The organism is Actinacidiphila glaucinigra (genome assembly GCF_035918135.1).
Lineage (GTDB): Bacteria > Actinomycetota > Actinomycetes > Streptomycetales > Streptomycetaceae > Actinacidiphila > Actinacidiphila glaucinigra.
In genome coordinates this window covers 5,730,828-5,749,700 of the sequence record NZ_CP109144.1, presented here as the reverse complement: position 1 = coordinate 5,749,700, position 18,873 = coordinate 5,730,828, and the positions used below count along the sequence as shown (strand labels likewise).

15 protein-coding genes are annotated in these 18,873 nt (G+C 72.7%); 14 read left to right on the top strand and 1 reads right to left on the bottom strand.

Translation table 11 applies throughout. The features are described from left to right. Positions 1–6 precede the first annotated feature (6 nt). Positions 7–1,272 (top strand): IS701 family transposase, encoded by a 1,266-nt coding sequence (locus OIE69_RS25820; protein ID WP_326570052.1) that lies wholly within the window; start codon positions 7–9, stop codon positions 1,270–1,272. Between the two features lie 159 nt (positions 1,273–1,431). Continuing rightward, complete coding sequence (locus OIE69_RS25815; RefSeq protein ID WP_326576065.1) at positions 1,432–2,037, top strand: FtsX-like permease family protein; 606 nt, start codon at positions 1,432–1,434, stop codon at positions 2,035–2,037. A 102-nt stretch (positions 2,038–2,139) separates the two neighbouring features. On the opposite strand, the gene OIE69_RS25810 is transcribed toward OIE69_RS25815, so the two are convergent. After that, a complete protein-coding gene (locus OIE69_RS25810; protein ID WP_089226958.1) occupies positions 2,140–2,676 on the bottom strand; it encodes an HNH endonuclease in 537 nt (178 codons plus the stop codon). Between the two features lie 233 nt (positions 2,677–2,909). Between OIE69_RS25810 and OIE69_RS25805 the strand changes: the two genes are divergently transcribed. The 12 genes from OIE69_RS25805 (at position 2,910) to OIE69_RS25750 (ending at position 18,820) form a co-directional block, all read left to right on the top strand. Beyond that, the gene (locus OIE69_RS25805) at positions 2,910–3,968 is read left to right on the top strand and encodes a mechanosensitive ion channel family protein (RefSeq protein ID WP_326576063.1); all 1,059 of its coding nucleotides are present in this window, start codon (positions 2,910–2,912) and stop codon (positions 3,966–3,968) included. Positions 3,969–4,290: 322 nt separating this feature from the next. Then, positions 4,291–5,457 carry an ROK family transcriptional regulator gene (locus tag OIE69_RS25800; protein WP_326581414.1) on the top strand — a complete coding sequence of 389 codons (1,167 nt, stop codon included), beginning with the start codon at positions 4,291–4,293 and terminating at the stop codon, positions 5,455–5,457. Positions 5,458–5,573: 116 nt separating this feature from the next. Beyond that, positions 5,574–6,911 (top strand): ABC transporter substrate-binding protein, encoded by a 1,338-nt coding sequence (locus OIE69_RS25795; protein WP_326576061.1) that lies wholly within the window; start codon positions 5,574–5,576, stop codon positions 6,909–6,911. Then, positions 6,911–7,858 (top strand): carbohydrate ABC transporter permease, encoded by a 948-nt coding sequence (locus OIE69_RS25790; RefSeq protein ID WP_089226962.1) that lies wholly within the window; start codon positions 6,911–6,913, stop codon positions 7,856–7,858. The genes OIE69_RS25795 and OIE69_RS25790 overlap by 1 nt, the downstream gene beginning before the upstream one ends. A 5-nt stretch (positions 7,859–7,863) precedes the next feature. Continuing rightward, positions 7,864–8,769, top strand: coding sequence for a carbohydrate ABC transporter permease (locus OIE69_RS25785; RefSeq protein WP_326576058.1), 906 nt, complete (start codon positions 7,864–7,866; stop codon positions 8,767–8,769). Continuing rightward, the gene (locus OIE69_RS25780) at positions 8,766–10,028 is read left to right on the top strand and encodes a 6-phospho-beta-glucosidase (protein ID WP_326576056.1); all 1,263 of its coding nucleotides are present in this window, start codon (positions 8,766–8,768) and stop codon (positions 10,026–10,028) included. The genes OIE69_RS25785 and OIE69_RS25780 overlap by 4 nt, the downstream gene beginning before the upstream one ends. Next, positions 10,019–11,035, top strand: a complete 1,017-nt coding sequence (locus tag OIE69_RS25775) for an N-acetylglucosamine kinase (protein WP_326576054.1) — start codon at positions 10,019–10,021, stop codon at positions 11,033–11,035. The genes OIE69_RS25780 and OIE69_RS25775 overlap by 10 nt, the downstream gene beginning before the upstream one ends. Before the next feature lie 360 nt (positions 11,036–11,395). Continuing rightward, the gene (locus OIE69_RS25770; RefSeq protein ID WP_326576052.1) at positions 11,396–12,655 is read left to right on the top strand and encodes a hypothetical protein; all 1,260 of its coding nucleotides are present in this window, start codon (positions 11,396–11,398) and stop codon (positions 12,653–12,655) included. A gap of 17 nt (positions 12,656–12,672) precedes the next feature. Then, complete coding sequence (locus OIE69_RS25765) at positions 12,673–13,683, top strand: glutamate ABC transporter substrate-binding protein (protein ID WP_326576050.1); 1,011 nt, start codon at positions 12,673–12,675, stop codon at positions 13,681–13,683. A gap of 39 nt (positions 13,684–13,722) precedes the next feature. Beyond that, entirely contained in the window at positions 13,723–15,009 is a 1,287-nt protein-coding gene (locus OIE69_RS25760; RefSeq protein ID WP_326576048.1) for a hypothetical protein, read from the top strand. Further along, on the top strand, positions 15,006–17,627 hold the full coding sequence (locus tag OIE69_RS25755; protein WP_326576046.1) for a serine/threonine-protein kinase: 2,622 nt from the start codon (positions 15,006–15,008) through the stop codon (positions 17,625–17,627). Before OIE69_RS25760 ends, OIE69_RS25755 begins: the two co-directional genes overlap by 4 nt. A gap of 5 nt (positions 17,628–17,632) precedes the next feature. Further along, positions 17,633–18,820: a PP2C family serine/threonine-protein phosphatase gene (locus tag OIE69_RS25750; RefSeq protein WP_326576044.1), complete on the top strand. Its 1,188-nt coding sequence runs from the start codon at positions 17,633–17,635 to the stop codon at positions 18,818–18,820. The last annotated feature ends 53 nt before the right edge of the window (positions 18,821–18,873 follow it).

The window sequence follows — 18,873 nt, the reverse complement described above, 5'->3', positions numbered from 1 at the left end:
GAGGGTGTGAGTCCGGACGAAGTTGCTGTGGTGCGTGATGAGTTGGAGGCGTTCGCGGCGGAGGTGTTCGAGCCGTTTGCGCGCAAGGATCAGCGCCGGTGGGGGCAGGTGTATCTGCGTGGTCTGATGACGGACGCGCGGCGCAAGTCGGTCGAGCCGATGGCCGCTCGGTTGGGAGAGGACGGCAACCGGCAGGCGCTGGCCCACTTCATCACCACCAGTCCGTGGGATCCGGCCCATCTGCGGGCCCGTCTGGCGTGGAAGATGGAATCGGTGATCCGGCCCACCGCTCTGGTCTTCGACGACACCGGGTTCCTGAAGGACGGCAACGCCTCGGCGTGTGTGTCACGGCAGTACACCGGGACTGCGGGCAAGGTCACCAACTGTCAGGTGGGTGTCTCGCTTCATCTGGCCCGTGACCATGCCTCGGCGGCCGTGAACTGGCGGCTGTTCCTGCCCGAGAGCTGGGATCCGTCCTCGCCGAAAGCAGACCCGGACAAGGTCGCACGCCGCACGTCCTGCGGCATCCCCCAGGACATCGGGCATGTCGAGAAGTGGCAGCTCGCTTTGGACATGGCCGATGAGACCCGCTCCTGGGGGATCGATGTGCCGCTGGCGATCGCGGACGCCGGATACGGCGACGCGGCGGCCTTCCGGCTCGGCCTGAACGCGCGGGGCATGCACTACGTGGTGGGTATCTCCAGCACGCTGTCGGCCCAGCCGGGCGATGCGGCACCGGTCGCCGAGCCGTACTGCGGGACCGGCCGGCCGCCGGTGCCGAAATACCCCCAGCCTGCCCGCTCGGTGAAAGATCTGGTCATCGCCGCAGGCCGGAGCGCGGCACGGCCGGTGCAGTGGCGCGAGGGATCCCGGCCCGGCACCGGCCGCTCAGGCGTCAAGCGGATCTACTCCAGGTTCGTCGTCTTGCGGATCCGGCCCGCCGGACGTGAGATCCGGCAGGCCACCGACGGCGTCGAGCTGCCGGCGTGCTGGCTGCTGGCCGAGTGGCCCGCGGGTGAAAAGGAGCCGGTCCAGTTCTGGCTGTCCGACCTGCCGGAGACCACCGCGCTGACCACCCTGGTCCGTCTCGCCAAGCTCCGCTGGCGGATCGAGCACGACTACCGGGAGATGAAGCAGGCCCTGGGCCTTGCCCACTTCGAGGGCCGGACCTGGAACGGCTGGCACCACCACGTCACCCTCGTCTCCATCGCCCATGCCTTTTGCACCCTGCAGCGACTGGCCCGAGCCCCAAAAGACGCGGCGCCGGCCTGAGCCTCTACCAGGTCGTCCGCGACCTGCAGATCCTCCTCGCCACCTGGACCGGCGCCTGCCCCACCTGCCACCGCGACATACCCACCCCAATACCAACCTGACCAAGCACTACTAGCCCTGCCCCTGTACCTCTTCGGGCTGCTGACCAGCTCCGCCGGAATGGCCGCCGCCATGGGGCGGCTGGCCTCCCGGTCCGGCCGCCCGGCCCTGATGATCGCCGGCAAGCGGCTGCGGGCGGACCCGTGGGCGGCGTCCCGGGCGCACACGGCGGTGATGCTCGCGGCCCTGATCGGGGTGGGGTACCTCACCGTACGGCGGGTGGCCCTCGGCGCGCTGCGGGCCGATCCGGACAACGACACCGACTACCTCGCCTTCTACATCGGCGGGTACGACCTGGCCGGTCTCGCGCTGCTCATCGGCGTCGCCGTCACCATCAGCGGGCTGGCGGTGAGCGTCGCGGAGTCGCTGACGGTCCGGCGCCGGACGCTGGCGGCCCTGGCCGCGGCCGGAACTCCCCGCAAGGTACTGCGACGGGCGGTGCTGCTGGAGACCGCGCTCCCCCTGGCACCGGCGATCGCGCTCAGCGTGGCCTGCGGTCTCGCGATCACGGTGCCCTTTCTGGCCGCCGGGGCGTGGAGCGCCCGGCCCCTGCTGGAAGCCGTGCTGATCGCGGGCGGCCTGCTGGCCGCGTCCCTGCTCGCCACGGCCGCGTCACTGCCGCTGCTGCGGTACAGCGTCCACCCGGCGCAGCTGCGCTACGAGTAGCGGGGCGCGGGGCGCGGGAAGGGGCCCCGGACCGGCACGGGGGTGCGGTCCGGGGCCCCGAGCCCGGTCCGGGACGGTTCAGGACAACACGAAGGCCCGGTCTCAGGCGGATATGCCGTCGATCCGGGCCATGGCGTCCTCCGCGCCGAATGGCTGCAGGTATGGCAGCCAGCGCGGGTCCCTATGCCCCGTCCCGATGATCCGCCAGGCCAGGCCCGACGGCGGGGCGGGTTGGTGGCGCATCCGCCAGCCGAGCTCGGCGACATGGCGGTCGGCCTTGAGATGGTTGCACCGGCGGCATGCCGCGACCACGTTGTCCCACGTGTGCTGGCCTCCGCGGCTGCGCGGGATCACGTGGTCGACGCTGGTTGCGACGGCTCCGCAGTACGCGCACCGGCCGCCGTCCCGGGCGAACAGCGCCCGCCGGGTCAGGGGTACGGGGCCGCGAAAGGGGACTCGGACGAATTTGGTGAGCTTGACGACACTCGGGGCGGGGACAGTACAGGTCGCGCTGTGCATATAGGCGCCGGATTCCTCGAGGCACACGGCCTTCTTGTTCAGCACGAGGATGAGCGCGCGGCGGAGCGGTACGACGCCGAGCGGCTCGTACGACGCGTTGAGGACCAGGACATGCGGCACGGGTGCCTCCTTTTACGCCGGCGGCGCGTGGCTCGCGCCGGGACGATCTGCCCACAGTCTCTCCGGAAGCCCGGTCACGGCGCCACCATGACCGGGTAACGGAGCGAGGGTGTTTTCAACCACACCCCCTTTACATGCCCTGAATCACCGCACGTCGCGCTCGAACAGCACAACGGGACACATCGCCTCCCCCGTTAGTGTGGGAAGCCTGCCCAACCCGGAGGTTTCCGCCCGTGTCCCCATCGCCGTCCACCGTCACGACGATCGACGACGCCCAGAAGAGCGCGACCGACGCCGCCGACTACATCAGCCAGAACTGGGCGGACTGGCTCTCCGCCGGGCTGCGCATCCTGCTGATCATGGTGATCGCGCTGGTGCTGCGGTCGGTGGTACGCCGCATGATCACCAAGTTCATCGAGCGCATGAACCGCGGCGCCGAGGTCGCGGCGACGAGCGCGCTGGGCGGACTGCTGGTCAACGCCGAGCGGCGGCGGCAGCGCAGTGAGGCGATCGGCTCGGTGCTGCGCAGCGTGGCCTCGTTCGTGATCATGGGGACGGCGGCGCTGACCGTACTGTCCGTACTGAAGATCAACCTGGCTCCGCTGCTGGCCAGCGCGGGTGTGGCCGGTGTGGCCATCGGCTTCGGCGCGCGGAACCTGGTGACCGACTTCCTCTCCGGCGTCTTCATGATCCTGGAGGACCAGTACGGCGTCGGGGACGTCATCGACGCGGGCGTCGCGAGCGGCACCGTGGTCGAGGTCGGACTGCGGGTGACCAAGCTGCGCGGCGACAACGGCGAGATCTGGTACATCCGCAACGGCGAGGTCAAGCGGATCGGCAACCTCAGCCAGGGCTGGGCGACGGCCGTGGTGGACGTCCAGGTCGGATACGGGGAGGACCTGGACCGGGCCCGCACGGTGATCGAGGAGGCCGCGGCCGCGATGGCCAAGGACCAGCCGTGGGACGAGGTGCTCTGGGAGCCGGTCCAGGTGCTCGGCCTGGAGTCGGTGACCTCCGACTCGGTCCTGATCCAGGCGCAGGTCAAGACCATGCCGGGCAAGTCGGCGGCGGTCGCCCGGGAGCTGCGCTGGCGGATCAAGCGGGCCTTCGACGCGGCCGGGATCGCGATCGTCGGCGGCACCCCGCAGGCGGTGGAGGAGGACGAGCCTGCCGATCCCTCGGCCGCCGTCGCCCCGCCGTCGGCACTAGCCAACCCCGCCTCCCCGCAGGCCCTGGCAGCCCAGCCGCTGGCCCCCGCGCAGGCGTCCTCCCAGCCGAGCACGCTCAAGTAGCGACGCCGCCCACCAGGGGCGCCGGGCACCGCCCGGCGCCCCTTTTCCGTGTCCCGGCGCGGCCGGTAACGCTTTGGCGCCGACCTCGCGAACCGCCCTTGACGCTCCGGCCACGGGCGCCTACCTTGCCTTTCACCAACAGGAAAGTTTCCTAACTACCAACAGGGGGCACACCCGCCCCCCTGACCCCACCCAGCCCACCAGCCCCGTGCCGTAGCCTGCGGCGCGAGCCGTCACGACGAGGGAGGACGAGACCGTGGCCGGTACCCCCGGAAGCCCAGGCACACCTGGCACCCCCGGCACACCGCGCGTGCTGCGGGCGATGAACGACCGCGCCGCGCTCGACCTGCTCATCGAACACGGCCCGCTCTCCCGGACCCGGATCGGCAAGCTCACCGGCCTGTCGAAGCCCACCGCCTCCCAGCTGCTCGCCCGCCTCGAGGCGGCCGGGCTGGTCCTCGCCACCGGCACGACCGCCGGACGCCCGGGCCCCAACGCACAGCTGTACGCGGTCAACCCCGCGGCCGCGCACGTCGCCGGCCTCGACGTGACGACCGAGCGCATCCGTGCCGCCGTCGCCGACATCACCGGCCGGGTGGCCGGCGGGTTCGAGCTCGCCACCCCCGGCCGCGGCCGGCGCGGGCAGGGCGGCGCCGTGGAACAGGTCGTCCAGGCCGTCGACGGCGCGGTCAAGGCCGCCGGACTGCACCGCACCGACCTGCACCGGATCGTCGTCGGCACCCCCGGCGCCTTCGACCCCAGCACCGGCCGGCTGCGCTACGCCAGCCATCTCCCCGGCTGGCACTCCCCCGCCCTGCTGGACGAGCTGGCCGCCGCCCTGCCCGTCCCCCTGGAGTACGACAACGACGTGAACCTCGCCGCCGTCGCCGAGCAGCGGCTCGGCGCGGCCCGGGACCACGACGACTTCGTCCTGCTGTGGAACGAGGAGGGCATCGGCGCGGCCATCGTCATCGGCGGCCGGCTGCACCGCGGCTGGACCGGCGGCGCCGGCGAGGTCGGCTTCATGCCGGTGCCGGGGACCCCCCTGGTCCGGCACGTCGCCAAGGCCAACGCCGGCGGTTTCCAGGAACTGGCCGGCTGCAACGCGGTGCTGCGCATCGCGCGGGAACTGGGACTGACCGTACCGCGGGGCACGCAGGCCGAGGGTGCCTCGGCACTGCTCGCCGCGGCGGCGGGGACCGGTGACGGCGCGCACGCGGAACTGCTGAGGCGCTTCGCCACCGGGCTCGCCGTCGGGCTGGCCTCGCTGGTGACCGTCCTCGACCCCGGACTGATCGTCCTGGCCGGCGGGGTGATCGCCGCGGGCGGGGAGCCGCTGCGCTCCCTGGTCCAGTCCGAACTGGCCGAACTGGCCGTGCCCCGGCCCCGACTGGTGCTCGGCGGCGTACCGGACGACCCCGTCCTGTCCGGCGCGCTGCAGAGCGCCCTCGCCACCACCCGCGACGAGGTGTTCGACACCTCCCGCTGAACGCAACACCCCACCCGTCCCGCCCACCCGCACACACAGCGGACGGACCCACCGCGGGTCCCTCCGCCGGTCTCGCACACCCTCGAACCGCCCGAAGTCCCCCCGGAGGAAGCGAAGTGTCCGGTTCCACCAAGACGGCCGCGGCCGCCGTCGCGGCCGCCGCCGCGATAACCCTGCTGACGAGCGCGTGCACGGGCTCCGCCAACAACACCGCAGGCGACGACCCCAGCAAGGACGTGACCATCACCTTCTGGCACGGCTGGTCCGCGCCCAGCGAGGTGAAGGCGATCGACGCCAACGTCAAGGCGTTCGAGAAGGCCCACCCCAACATCCACGTCAAGGTGCAGGGCAACATCACCGACGACAAGATCAACCAGGCGCTGCGGGCCGGCGGCCCCAACGCCCCGGACGTCGTCTCCTCCTTCACCACCGACAACGTCGGCAAGTTCTGCTCGTCCAACGCCTTCGCCGACCTGGACCCGTTCCTGAAGAAGGCCGGCATCGACCCGGCCGCCACCTTCCCCAAGCCGATGCTGGAGTACACCCAGTTCGAGGGGAAGCGCTGCACGCTGCCGCTGCTCGGCGACGCCTACGGCCTCTACTACAACAAGGACGCCTTCAAGGCCGCCGGGATCGCCTCCCCGCCGAAGACGCTCTCGGAGTTCAAGGCCGACGCGGTCAAGCTCACCAAGAGCAAGGGCGACTCCTACTCCCAGCTCGGCTTCATGCCGAACTTCCACGGCTACGAGTCCACCACCACGCACCTGGCCGCGCAGTGGGGCGCGAAGTACTTCGACGCGGACGGCAAGTCGAACATCGCCGAGGACCCCGGATTCGCGGCCATGTTCACCTGGCAGCAGGACATGGTGAAGGCGCTCGGCGGCTTCGAGAAGCTGGAGAAGTACCGGTCCTCCTTCGGTGACGAGTGGGGCGCCAAGAACCCCTTCCACACCGGTCAGGTGGCCATGGCCATCGACGGCGAGTGGCGGGCCGGCATGGCCGAGGAGGCGGGCACGAAGTTCGAGGTCGGCGTCGCCCCCTTCCCGGTGCCGGACGACCAGGCCGACACCTACGGCAAGGGCTACCTGTCGGGCACGATCATCGGCGTCGCCAACACCAGCGCCAAGAAGAACGCCGCCTGGGAACTGGTGAAGTACATGGCCACCGACACCGACGCGGTGGTGGGCTTCGCCAACGCCATCCACAACGTGCCGTCCACGCTCGCCGCGCTGAAGTCCCCGGACCTGGACGCCGATCCGCTCTTCCGCACCTTCGTGGAGATCGCGCAGAACCCGAACAGCACCACCACCCCCGCCAGCGTCAACGGCGGCACCTACCAGCTGACCCTGCAGGACTTCGGCTACGCCTACGAGGCCGGCAAGCAGAGCGACCTGGCCGCGGGTCTCAAGGGCGTCGACGAGCAGGTCGACAAGGACATCGCGCAGGCCCGTTGATGAGCGCCGTCCACCCGATGCTGAGGGCGAAGCGCCGCCGTGAGGCGCTTCGCATCCTCGCCTTCATGTCGCCCTGGCTGATCGGCTTCAGCGTCTTCTTCGCGTACCCTCTGGTCTCGACCGTCTACTTCTCCTTCATGAAGTACGACGGGTTCGCCGCCCCGACCTGGAACGGCGTCAGGAACTGGTCGTACGTCTTCAACGACTACCCGTTCTTCTGGCCGGCGCTGCGCAACACCCTGTGGCTGGTCGTGGTCATGGTCAGCCTGCGGGTCGTGTTCGGTCTGGGGATCGGACTGCTGATCACGAAGATCAAGACGGGTGCGGGGCTGTTCCGCACCGCCTTCTACCTGCCCTACCTGGCCCCGCCGGTGGCCGCGACGATGGCCTTCGCCTTCCTGCTCAACCCCGGCACGGGGCCCGTCAACCACCTGCTGGGCAAGGCCGGCCTGCCGACGCCCGGCTGGTTCAACGACCCGACGTGGTCCAAGCCCGCCCTCACGCTGCTGGCGCTGTGGGGCATCGGCGACCTCATGGTCATCTTCATGGCCGCACTGCTCGACGTGCCCAAGGAGCAGTACGAGGCCGCCGAACTGGACGGCGCCGGCCCCTGGGCGAGGTTCCGCTACGTCACGCTGCCGAACATCTCCCCCATCCTGATGTTCGCCGTCGTGACCGGGGTGATCCAGACGATGCAGTACTACACACAGCCCCTGGTCGCGGGGAAGGTCGCCAGCGGCGTCATCGGCGGCTCGGGCCAGCAGTTCGAGCCGGGCTACCCCGAGAAGTCCACGCTGACCCTGCCGCAACTGGTCTACAACCTCGGCTTCCAGCGCTTCGACACCGGCTCGGCCTGCGTGATCGCCCTCGTGCTCTTCGCGCTCGCCATGGCCTTCACCGCGCTCCTCATGCGCCGCCGCAGCGGCTTCCTGACGGCGGAGGACTGACGCCCATGACCACCCACGCCACCCTCGCCCCCTCCGCCGCGGCGCCCGCCACCGGTCTCCCCTCCGGTGCGCGGCGCGCCGCGGCCCGCAAGGCGGCGCTGCACTGGATCGCGGTGCACGCCCTCGGCATCGCCGCCGCGCTCTTCTTCGTCCTGCCCTTCGTCTTCGTCTTCCTCACCGCGGTGATGAGCGACAGCCAGGCCCTCACCCGCGACCTGTGGCCGAGGACCTGGGAGTGGGGCAACTTCACCACCGTCTGGGACACCCCCGGATTCCTCACCTGGTGGCGCAACACCCTGCTGTACGCGGGCCTCGGCACGGTGCTGACCGTCGTCTCCAGCACACCGGTCGCCTACGCCCTGGCCAAGTTCCGCTTCCGCGGCCGCAACCTGTCGATGATGCTCGTGGTCTCCACGATGATGCTGCCCCCGCAGGTCGTCATCGTGCCCATGTACCTGTTCTGGGCGAAGCAGCTGCACCTGTCGGGCACGCTGTGGCCGCTGATCATCCCGATGGCCTTCGGCGACGCCTTCAGCATCTTCCTGCTGCGGCAGTTCCTGCTGACCATCCCCAAGGAGTACACGGACGCGGCCCGGGTCGACGGCTGCAGCGAACTGCGCACGATGCTGCGCGTCGTGCTGCCGATGGCGAAGCCGGCCATCGCGGCGGTCGCCCTGTTCCAGTTCTTCTACTGCTGGAACGACTATTTCGGCCCGCAGATCTACGCGAGCGAGAACCCGGCGGCCTGGACCCTCAGCTACGGCCTGGAATCCTTCAAGGGCGCCCACCACACCAACTGGAACCTGACGATGGCCGCGACGGTGCTGGTCATGGCACCCGTGATCGTCGTCTTCTTCTTCGCGCAAAAGGCCTTCATCGAAGGCGTGACGTTGACGGGAGTCAAAGGATGAAGCTGGCGGTCGTGGGCGGCGGGTCCACGTACACCCCGGAACTCATCGACGGATTCGCCCGGTTGCGGGAGACGCTGCCGGTCGAGGAACTGGTCCTGGTGGACCCGGCCGAGGACCGGCTGCGGCTGGTCGGCGGGCTCGCCCGGCGGATCTTCGCCCGGCAGGGCCACCCCGGCACCGTGACCACCACCTCCGACCTGGACGCGGGCGTGGCCGGGGCGGACGCCGTGCTGCTGCAGCTGCGCGTCGGCGGCCAGGCCGCCCGGGCGCAGGACGAGGCCTGGCCGCTGGAGTGCGGCTGCGTCGGCCAGGAGACCACCGGCGCGGGCGGCCTCGCCAAGGCGCTGCGCACGGTGCCGGTGGTGCTGGACATCGCCGAGCGGGTCCGCCGGGCCGCCCCCGATGCCTGGATCATCGACTTCACCAACCCGGTCGGCATCGTGACGCGCGCCCTGCTGCAGGCCGGCCACAGGGCCGTCGGGCTGTGCAACGTCGCCATCGGCTTCCAGCGCAGGTTCGCCGGGCTGCTCGGCGTGACGCCCGAGCAGGTCCACCTGGACCATGTCGGCCTCAACCACCTCACCTGGGAACGCGGTGTCCGGATCGGCGGACCCGAGGGCGAGGACGTCCTGCCGAAGCTGCTCGCCGAGCACGCCGACGGCATCGCCGGCGACCTGCACCTGCCCCGCGCGGTGCTGGACCGGCTGGGCGTGGTGCCCTCGTACTACCTGCGCTACTACTACGCCCACGACGAGGTCGTGCGGGAGATGCGGACCAAGCCCTCCCGGGCCGCCGAGGTGGCGGCCATCGAGGCGGAACTGCTGCAGATGTACGGGGACGAGACTCTCGACGAGAAGCCGGAGCTGCTCTCCCGGCGCGGCGGGGCCTACTACTCCGAGGCCGCCGTGGCGCTCGCCTCCTCCCTGCTCCGGGACACCGGCGACGTCCAGGTCGTCAACACCCTCAACAACGGCACCCTCCCCTTCCTCCCGGACGACGCCGTCATCGAGGTCCCGGCCACCGTGGACGCGAACGGGACGCACCCGCTGCCCGTCCCGCCCCTGGACCCGCTGTTCGGCGGTCTGGTCGCGAACGTCACCGCCTACGAGGACCTGGCGCTGACCGCCGCCGTGCACGGCGGCCGCGACCGGGTCTTCAAGGCCCTGCTGTCGCACCCCCTCGTCGGCCAGTACGAGTACGCCGAGGCCCTGACCGACCGTCTGATCGCGCACAACCGGGAGCACCTCGCGTGGGCCTGAACCCTCTCGTCGCCGACGGCGTGCTCGCCGTCGACGCCGGCAACAGCAAGACCGACGTGGCCCTCGTCGCCGCCGACGGGACGGTGCTCGGCACCGCCCGCGGCGGCGGGTTCCAGCCGCAGATCGTCGGCACCGAGGCGGCGGTCGAGGTGATCGCGCGCATCGTCGAGCGGGCCTCGGACGCCGCCGGCCTGTCCCCGCGGCCCGGCGAGCCGCTGGTGCGGCACGTCTCCGCGTGCCTGGCCAACGCCGACCTGCCCGTCGAGGAGCAGCAGCTCGAACTCGCCGTCCACGCCCGCGGGTGGGGCGAGGGCACCCGCGTCGCCAACGACACCTTCGCCCTGCTGCGCGCGGGGGTCGACGGGCCGCGCGGGGTCGCCGTGGTGTGCGGCGCGGGCATCAACTGCGCGGGCATGCTCCCGGACGGCCGCACGGCCCGCTTCCCGGCCATCGGCCACCTCTCCGGCGACTGGGGCGGCGGGGCGGGGCTGGCCGACGAGGCCCTGTGGTGGGCGGCGCGCGCCGAGGACGGCCGCGGCGGCGCCACCGCGCTCGCCGCCGCGCTCCCCGCGCACTTCGGGCTGACCTCGATGTACGCGCTGATCGAGGCGGTGCACCTGGGCCGCATCGCGGTCTCCCGCAAGCACGAGCTGACGCCGGTCCTCTTCGCGACCGCGCAGGACGGCGACCCGGTCGCCCGGGCGATCGTGGAGCGGCAGGCCGAGGAGATCGTGGTCATGGCCACGGTCGCGCTGCGCCGGCTCGGCCTCCTCGACGAGGAGACCGATGTCGTCCTCGGAGGCGGTGTGCTGGCCGCCCGTCACCCCCTGCTGATGGACTCCGTGACCGCCCTGCTGGCCGCGGCGGCCCCGAAGGCCGTCCCCAAGGTGGTCACCTCCCCGCCGGTGCTGGGCGCCGCCCTGCTGGGCCTGGACCGCACCGGAGCGGCGGCCGGGGCGCACGCGCGGCTGCGGGCGCACTACGCATCGGTGGGCTCCGTGTCGTGACCGGCTCGCACGCCGGGGGAACCGAACACGCTCCCCCGTGCGTGGTGAGCTGCGAGGGGACGGCGCGCGGGGGGACCCCACGGGCGGCAGACGGGCGGTGTCGGACGGCAAGATCCACCCAATCCATGGGTGGATGCCGGTGACGACGGCCATACTGCTGGTCATGGGCTCGTCGCGCGTACGCGCGGGCGAACGGGTCGGGGGGAGGGCCGGCAGGTGACACGGACACCGACGGAGACGCAGTCGCCGACCGTGCGGGGGGACACGCCCGCACCCGGCGGCAGGCGCCCACGGGCGTGGGTGGAGCAACCACGCGCGTGGCGTGCCGCGGCCACCACGGAACCGGGCAGGCTGCGCATCATGGGTGCGCTGCTGGCCCTGCTCGTCGTCGCCTTCGGTGCGGTGACGGCGTGGCAGATCACCGAGCGCTCGGCCGCGGCCGACGACGTGATCCACCACAGCGAGCCGCTGAGCGCGCGCGCCGCGGACATCTACCGCTCGCTCGCCGACGCGGACGCCACCGCCGCCGGCGGCTTCCTCGCCGGCGGCGACGACCCCGAGCAGGACCGCGAGCGGTACGCCCGGGACATCCGGATCGCCTCGCGGAACATCGCCGACGCGGCGGCCAGTTCCGAGGACTCCGCCCAGGCGCGGGCCCGCCTGGAGCGGCTGAACCAGCGGCTGTCGGTCTACACCGGCCTGGTCGAGCGGGCCCGCGCCAACAACCGCCAGGGCTTCCCGGTCGGCGGGGCGTACCTGCGGCGCGCCAACAGGATGATGAACGAGGAGATCCTCCCGGACGCCAAGCAGTTGTGGACGATCGAGACCGCGCGGCTGGGCGAGGACTACGAGGACGCCAAGGCCCTGCCGCTGGCCGCCTGGGCGCTCGGCGTCGTCGCGCTGGGCGCGCTGGTGTGGGCGCAGCGGCGCTCGTACCGGCGCACCCACCGGGTGTTCAACCCGGGCATGGTGGCCGGCACGGTGGCCACCGCCGTGGTGCTGCTGTGGCTGGTCGCCGGGCACGGCGTCGCCCGCGCGAAGCTCGACGACTCCTACGCGCACGGGGCGCGGTCGCTGCAGGTCCTCAACGAGGCCCGGATCCAGACCCTGCAGGCCCGGGGCAACGAGAATCTGACGCTCGTGGCCCGCGGCGGCGGGGACGCCTACAGCGCGGCCTACGACAAGCAGCTGCAGGGCCTGGCGGGCACGGACGCCGACGGGAGGACGGGCCTGCTGGCGCAGGCGCTCGACCTCGCCGACGACGACCGGGGCCGCACGAGCATCACGTCCGCGATGGAGGCAGCGAAGGCCTGGTGGGGACTGCACGGCGAGGCCCGCGAGAAGGACGACGAGGGCAACTACCTGGACGCCGTTGCCCAGACGATCGGCGGCACGTACGAGAACGGCAAGCGGCCCGAGCAGTACACCGGCTTCTGCTTCGACCAGGTCGACAACCACCTCGCGGATGCCGTCGACCACGAGCAGCAGGAGTTCGAACAGGCCGCCGCCGACGGGCGCGGCGCGCTGGGCGGGCTGGTGCCGGGGGCCGCGGCTCTGGCGGTGCTCGGCGCCGCGGGCGCGGTGCTCGGCATCGGGCGCCGGCTGTCGGAGTACCGGTGAGCGGGGGGAGGCCGCTGATGGGACGCGAGGAGCGTGGGTGGCGCGTGCGGGGCTGGGCGAGCGTGGTCTCGGCGGCGGCGCTGGTCGCGGCCGCGGCGGCCGGCGCCGTGCTGCCGCTGCAGGACGGCGGGGACGGCGGGCCGCGGGCCCGGGCGACGGCCACGGGGACACCCGCCGCCGCGCCGGGGAAGGTCTCGGCGGACGACGACTGCGGCGGGCACCCGGAGGCGAGCCTGCGACCGTCGTCCGCGAGCGGTCCGGCGGTCGAACGGATCAGGAAGCGCGGCAAGCTCGTCATCGGGGTGGACCAGAACGGCTACCGCTGGAGCTACCGCGACCCGGTCTCCCGGAAGATCGTCGGCTTCGACATCGACCTGGCCAAGGCGATCGCCAAGGACATCCTCGGCAGCGAGGACGCCATCCTCTACAAGACGGTACCGACCGCCAAGCGCTTCGAGGCCGTCAACAACCGCGACGTGGACCTGCTGGTGCGCACCGTGAGCATCACCTGCGAACGGATCGAGGAGAAGCACATCGCCTTCTCCACCGCCTACTTCAAGGCGGGGCAGCAACTGCTGGTCCCCCGCCAGGGTTCGGCGATCAAGGGGTTCGACTCCTCCGTGGAGGGGAAACGGATCTGCGTCGCCGAGGGGAGCACCGCTCAGGCCGAGCTGGAGAAGGAGAAGGAGCGGCTGCGGCCCCGCGTCCTGCTCGTGGCGAACCAGCTGGACTGCCTGGTGATGCTGCAACTCGGCGAGGCCGACGCCGTCTTCACCGACAACGCGCTCGCCGCCGGCCAGGCCGCCCAGGACCCGGCGGTGCGGCTGGTGGGCAGGCCGGTCACCACCGAGTACTACGGCGTGGCGATGAACGAGCAGGACACCGACCTGGTGCGCCGGGTCAACAAGGTGCTGGAGGACTACCGCAGCGGTGGCCCGGACAGCCATTGGATGCAGGCGTACCGTACCTGGCTGGAGGCGGACCTTCCCGGCATCGAGGGGCCGCCGGAACCGCTCTACAAGGACTGACGGGCAGCACGGGGACCGGCGGGAGAGAAGGAAGGTGCGATGGCGGTCGCGGGACCATCCGGACCGGCGCTGAGCCGTGAGGACGTCGACCGTGCCCTGGCACGGCTCGGTGACGAGCGGGACGCGATCGAGGCGTCCCTGCTCGCGCTGCAGGACCACTCCGGCCGCAGGCTGCTGGAGGGCGCGGAGCTGAGCGGTGCCACCAAGGAGCGCTGGACGGCTGCCGAGCAGGCGATCGCCCTGCTGTGGGCGCACTTCGACACCTACACCGAGGCCCTGACCACCGCACGGGGCCTGCGCGGCCGCCGCCGCTGGCCCACCCAGAGCGAACTGCGGGAGCTGACAGAGCTGTTGCGCGGCTCCGGCGTCACCGTCTCCGGCGGCGCCGTGCCGGAGGCGGCGCGGGGCCTGACGGGTCCGGCCCGGCTGAGCGAGCGGATCAGCCTGGAGCAGCTGCTGGCGCGGATGAACGAGTGGTACGCGCGGGTGATGGACGTGGTGTCCGCCGCCGACGCGGTGTGGTCGGCGCTGCCCGCCCGTATCGACCTGCTGGTCGCGGAGGCGCAGCGGGTCCGTTCGCTCGCCGAGTCCGTGGGCGTGCGTCCCGGCACCCATCCGTCGGGCGACGACCTCGCGGGGATGCTGGACTCGCTGGCGTCGCTGCGCGCCGAGGTGGTCTCCGACCCGCTCGCCTTCTGGTCCGGCGGCCGGCCCGACACCGGCCGCTACGACCGGGCCGGGCGGACCCTGGAGGACATACGGCGTGAGGTCGAGGCCGTGCTGCACGTCCGCGACGACGCCGACCACCGGCTGATGCGGCTGCGGGACGTCCTGTCGCGCGCCGACCGCACCCTCACCGAGGCGCGCAGCGCCCGGGTCGAGGTGCTCGCCAAGATCGCGGCCTCGGAGGTGCCCGCGGTCAGCGGGGCGCCGGTCGCGCTGCACGAACAGCTCTCCGCCGCCGTCGACTTCCGCAGGACCGGCCAGTGGCACCGTCTCTCGCCGCTGCTGGACGGTCTCGAACAGCGCGCCGACGAGGAACTGCTGCGCGCCCGCGAGTCGCTGACCGCGGTCACCGCGCCGCTGGCCGTCCGCGCCGAACTGCGCGGCCGGCTGGACGCCTACCGGGCGAAGGTGGCGCGGCACGGCATGGCCGAGGACCCGCTCCTGATGGAGCGGTACGACCACGCGCGGCGTCTGCTGTGGAGCGCGCCGTGCGACCTGCGCGCCGCGGAGAACGCAGTGCTGCGCTATCAGCGGGCCGTCGCCGAATCGCTGGTGCCGGGGCAGGCGGAACCTGCCGACCACAGGGGGGATGCACGATGAACTGCCAGCGTCCGGGGTGCGACGGGACGATCGAGGACGTCGGCGGAGGTGAGCTGTTCTGCGACACGTGCGGCCTGGCGCCGCTCGGCGCCGCGGCGGGGACGGCCGCCGGCCGGGGCGGCGGGGGCTCGTCGAGACCGTCGCAGACCTCACAGCCGTCACATGCCACCGGGACGGGCCCGGGCTCCGCCGCCTCGTCGCGCTCCTCGCGCACCTCGGGCTCGTCCCGCTCCTCGCGCCGCTCGGTGTCCGGGCGGCTGTCCCGTTCGCTGAGCGGCGGCACGAGCGCCGCCTCCGTCTCCGTGCGCAGTTCGCGCTCCGGGTCCAGCGGCCCGACCCGCGGCAAGCTGGGCGCCGGCCTGGTGAACGTACCGCCCATCCCCCGGCCCGACCCGGCCGCCGCCGTGCTGCAGGACCCGCAGGTCCCCGAGCGGAAGCGGTTCTGCAGCAGGGGCGACTGCGGCGCGCCGGTCGGACGCAGCCGCGGAGACCACCCCGGGCGCACCGAGGGCTTCTGCACCAAGTGCGGCCACCCGTACTCGTTCACCCCCAAGCTGCGGGCGGGCGACGTGGTGCACGGGCAGTACGAGGTGGTGGGCTGCCTGGCGCACGGCGGCCTGGGCTGGATCTACCTGGCCGTGGACCGGGCGGTCAGCGACCGCTGGGTGGTGCTCAAGGGCCTGCTCGACACCGGCGACGAGGACGCGCTGGCCGCGGCGGTCTCCGAGCGCCGCTTCCTCGCCGAGATCGAGCACCCCAACATCGTGCGGATCTACAACTTCGTCGAGCACCTCGACCCGAGGGGCGGCACCCTCGACGGCTACATCGTCATGGAGTACGTCGGCGGGAAGTCCCTCAAGGAGATCGCCAACGAGCGCCGGGGCCCCGACGGCAGACGCGAGCCGCTCCCCGTCGACCAGGCCATCGCCTACGCCATCGAGGCCCTGGACGCCCTCGGCCACCTGCACAGCCGCAACCTGCTCTACTGCGACTTCAAGGTCGACAACGCCATCCAGACCGAGGACCGGCTGGAGCTCATCGACATGGGCGCCGTCCGCAGGACGGACGACCAGGACAGCCCGATCTACGGGACGGTCGGCTACCAGGCGCCCGAGGTGCCCGAGGTCGGCCCGTCCGTCGCCTCGGACCTGTACACGGTGGCGCGGACGCTGGCCGTGCTCACCTTCGACTTCCAGGGCTACACGAACGTGTTCGTGGACAGCCTGCCGGACCCGGACGGCATCGAGGTCTTCTCCCGTTACGAGTCCTTCTACCGGCTGCTGGTACGTGCCACCGACCCCGACCCGGGCCGGCGCTTCGCCTCCGCGGAGGAGATGAGCGACCAACTGCTGGGCGTGCTGCGCGAGGTCGTGGCGCTCGGCTCCGGCAGACCGCGGCCCGCGCTGTCCACCCTGTTCGGACCGGAACTGCGGGTGGTCGACACCGAGTTGCTGGCGCCCGCCCGGGACGCCTCCGCCCTGGGCGACCGCGGCGCGAACGGCGGGCGCAGGGGCGCCGTGCCGGTCCTGCCCGCCGCCCGCCCGGCCGGGACCGTCCTGCCCCCGTCGTCGCCTTCGGTGCCCGGCCCCGGCGGGTACGGCACCACCGCGCCGGGCTCGCCGTTCACCGTGCCCGCCCAGCGGACCGCCCCGGCGCTCCCGGCGGCCGGGCCGGCCGTCTCGACCCTCGACGTGAGGGCCGCGGCGCTCTCGCTGCCCGTGCCGCACGTCGACCCCGCCGACCCCAACGCCGGGTTCCTGGCCGGTCTCGCGGCCGCCGCCCCGTCGGAGCTGGTGGCCGCTCTCCAGGCGGCGCCGGTGCAGTCCCCCGAGCTGAGGCTGCGCAGGGTGCGCGCCCGGCTCGACAGCGACGACGCGCCGGCGGCCGTCGAGGAGCTGCGGAGACTGCAGGAGGAGCATCCCGACGACTGGCGCGTGGTGTGGCACCGCGGCCTGGCCGCGCTCGTCACCCGCGACGACGGCACCGCCGCGCTGTCCTTCGACGCGGTCTACGACGCCTTCCCCGGCGAACCCGCCCCCAAGCTGGCGCTGGGAGTCTGCGCCGAGGTGCTGGGCCAGCTGGACAACGCCGCCGAGTACTACCGGCTCGTGTGGACCACCGACCAGAGCTATGTGAGCGCGGCCTTCGGCCTGGCCCGCGTGCGGCTCGCCGCGGGCGACCGGGCGGGGTCGGTGGCCGCCCTGGAGTCGGTCCCCGAGTCCTCGATCCACTACACGGCCGCACGGGTGGCGGCCGTTCGCGCCCGGCTGCGCGGACGCGCCCCGCAGGAGCCGCTCCTGGACGACCTGCGGGCCGCGGCCCGGCAGGTCGAGGACCTGCAGCGGCTGGGCCTGGACACGTCGCTGCGCGAGCAGCTCTCCACCGAGGTGCTGGGCAGCGCGCTGGACTGGGTGCTGGCCGGGCAGCAGGGCGCGGCCGGCATCCCGTCCGCGGAATCCGCCACGCCCGGGCTCCTGGGCCGGGACCTGGACGAACGGGGGCTGCGCTTCGGCCTGGAACACTCGTACCGGGTACTGGCCCGGCTCGCCGACCAGGGCCGCACAAGGATCGAACTGGTGGAGCGCGCCAACCGCCTCCGCCCCCGGACGTGGGTGTAACCGCCATGCCGCACGAGACCGTTTGCCCGGAGTGCAGCGAGCCTCTGGAACCCGACGACAAGTTCTGCGGCGTCTGCGGCGCCGACCTGTCCGCGCCCCGGCAACCGGACGCGTACGAACTGGCGCCGCCCGACCCCGCCGCCGTACCCGAACCGCCGGGCGGTGAGCCGGAGTCGTACGAGCTGGCCCCGCCGGGCAGGGACACCGACACCCTCCCCTTCGGCCTGGGCACCGCCGACCTGCCCCGGGCGCGGGTCACCGATCCCCGGCTGGACCCGTCCGCGGGCGGGCCGCCGGCGTCCTCTCCGCGGTGCGTCGCCTGCGGGATGGGCGACGTCGACCCGGACGGCTACTGCGAGCACTGCGGGCACGCCCAGCCCCGGCCCCGCGACCACCAGGAGCAGGAGCTCGACGGCGTGGCCGCCGTGACCGACCGGGGCCTGCGGCACCACCGCAACGAGGACGCCTTCGCGCTGGCCACGACCGTGCTGCCCGACGGCACGCCAGCCGTCGTCGCCGTGGTGTGCGACGGGGTGTCCTCCGCGTACCGTCCCGACGACGCCTCGGAGGCGGCGGCGGGCACCGCGAGCGGCTCCCTCGTGCGGTCCCTGGCCCGTGGCGCCCGCCCCGAGGAGGCGATGCGCGACGCGCTGCTCGTGGCCGCCCAGGCGGTGACGGACCTGGCGGCCGAGACCTCCGAGGAGGAGGCCCGGCGCCACCACAACGCGCCCGCGTGCACCTGCGTCAGCGCGATCACCTCCGGCAAGACCTTCACCGTGGGCTGGATCGGGGACAGCCGCGCCTACTGGATCCCCGACGACCGCTCCGCGCCCGCCTCCCGGCTGACCGAGGACGACTCGTGGGCCGAACGCATGGTGTCGATGGGCCTGATGACGCAGGCCGAGGCGTACGCGGACGAGCGGGCCCACGCCATCACCGGCTGGCTCGGCGCGGACGCCGTGGAACTGGACCCGCACACCGCTTCCTTCGAACCGGACGAACCGGGTGTAGTGGTGGTGTGCACCGACGGACTGTGGAACTACGCGGAGTCGGCCGCGGAGCTGGCCTCCGTGGTGCCCGAGGACGCCCGCACCCGGCCCCTGCACTGCGCCCGCACCCTGGTCGGGGTCGCCATCGACGGCGGCGGCCACGACAACATCACCGTCGCCGTGCTGCCGTTCCCGGCCGCGTGACCTCTCCCTGATGCTCTCTTCCGAAGGTTGAACAAGCGCAAGGAGCGCACCCG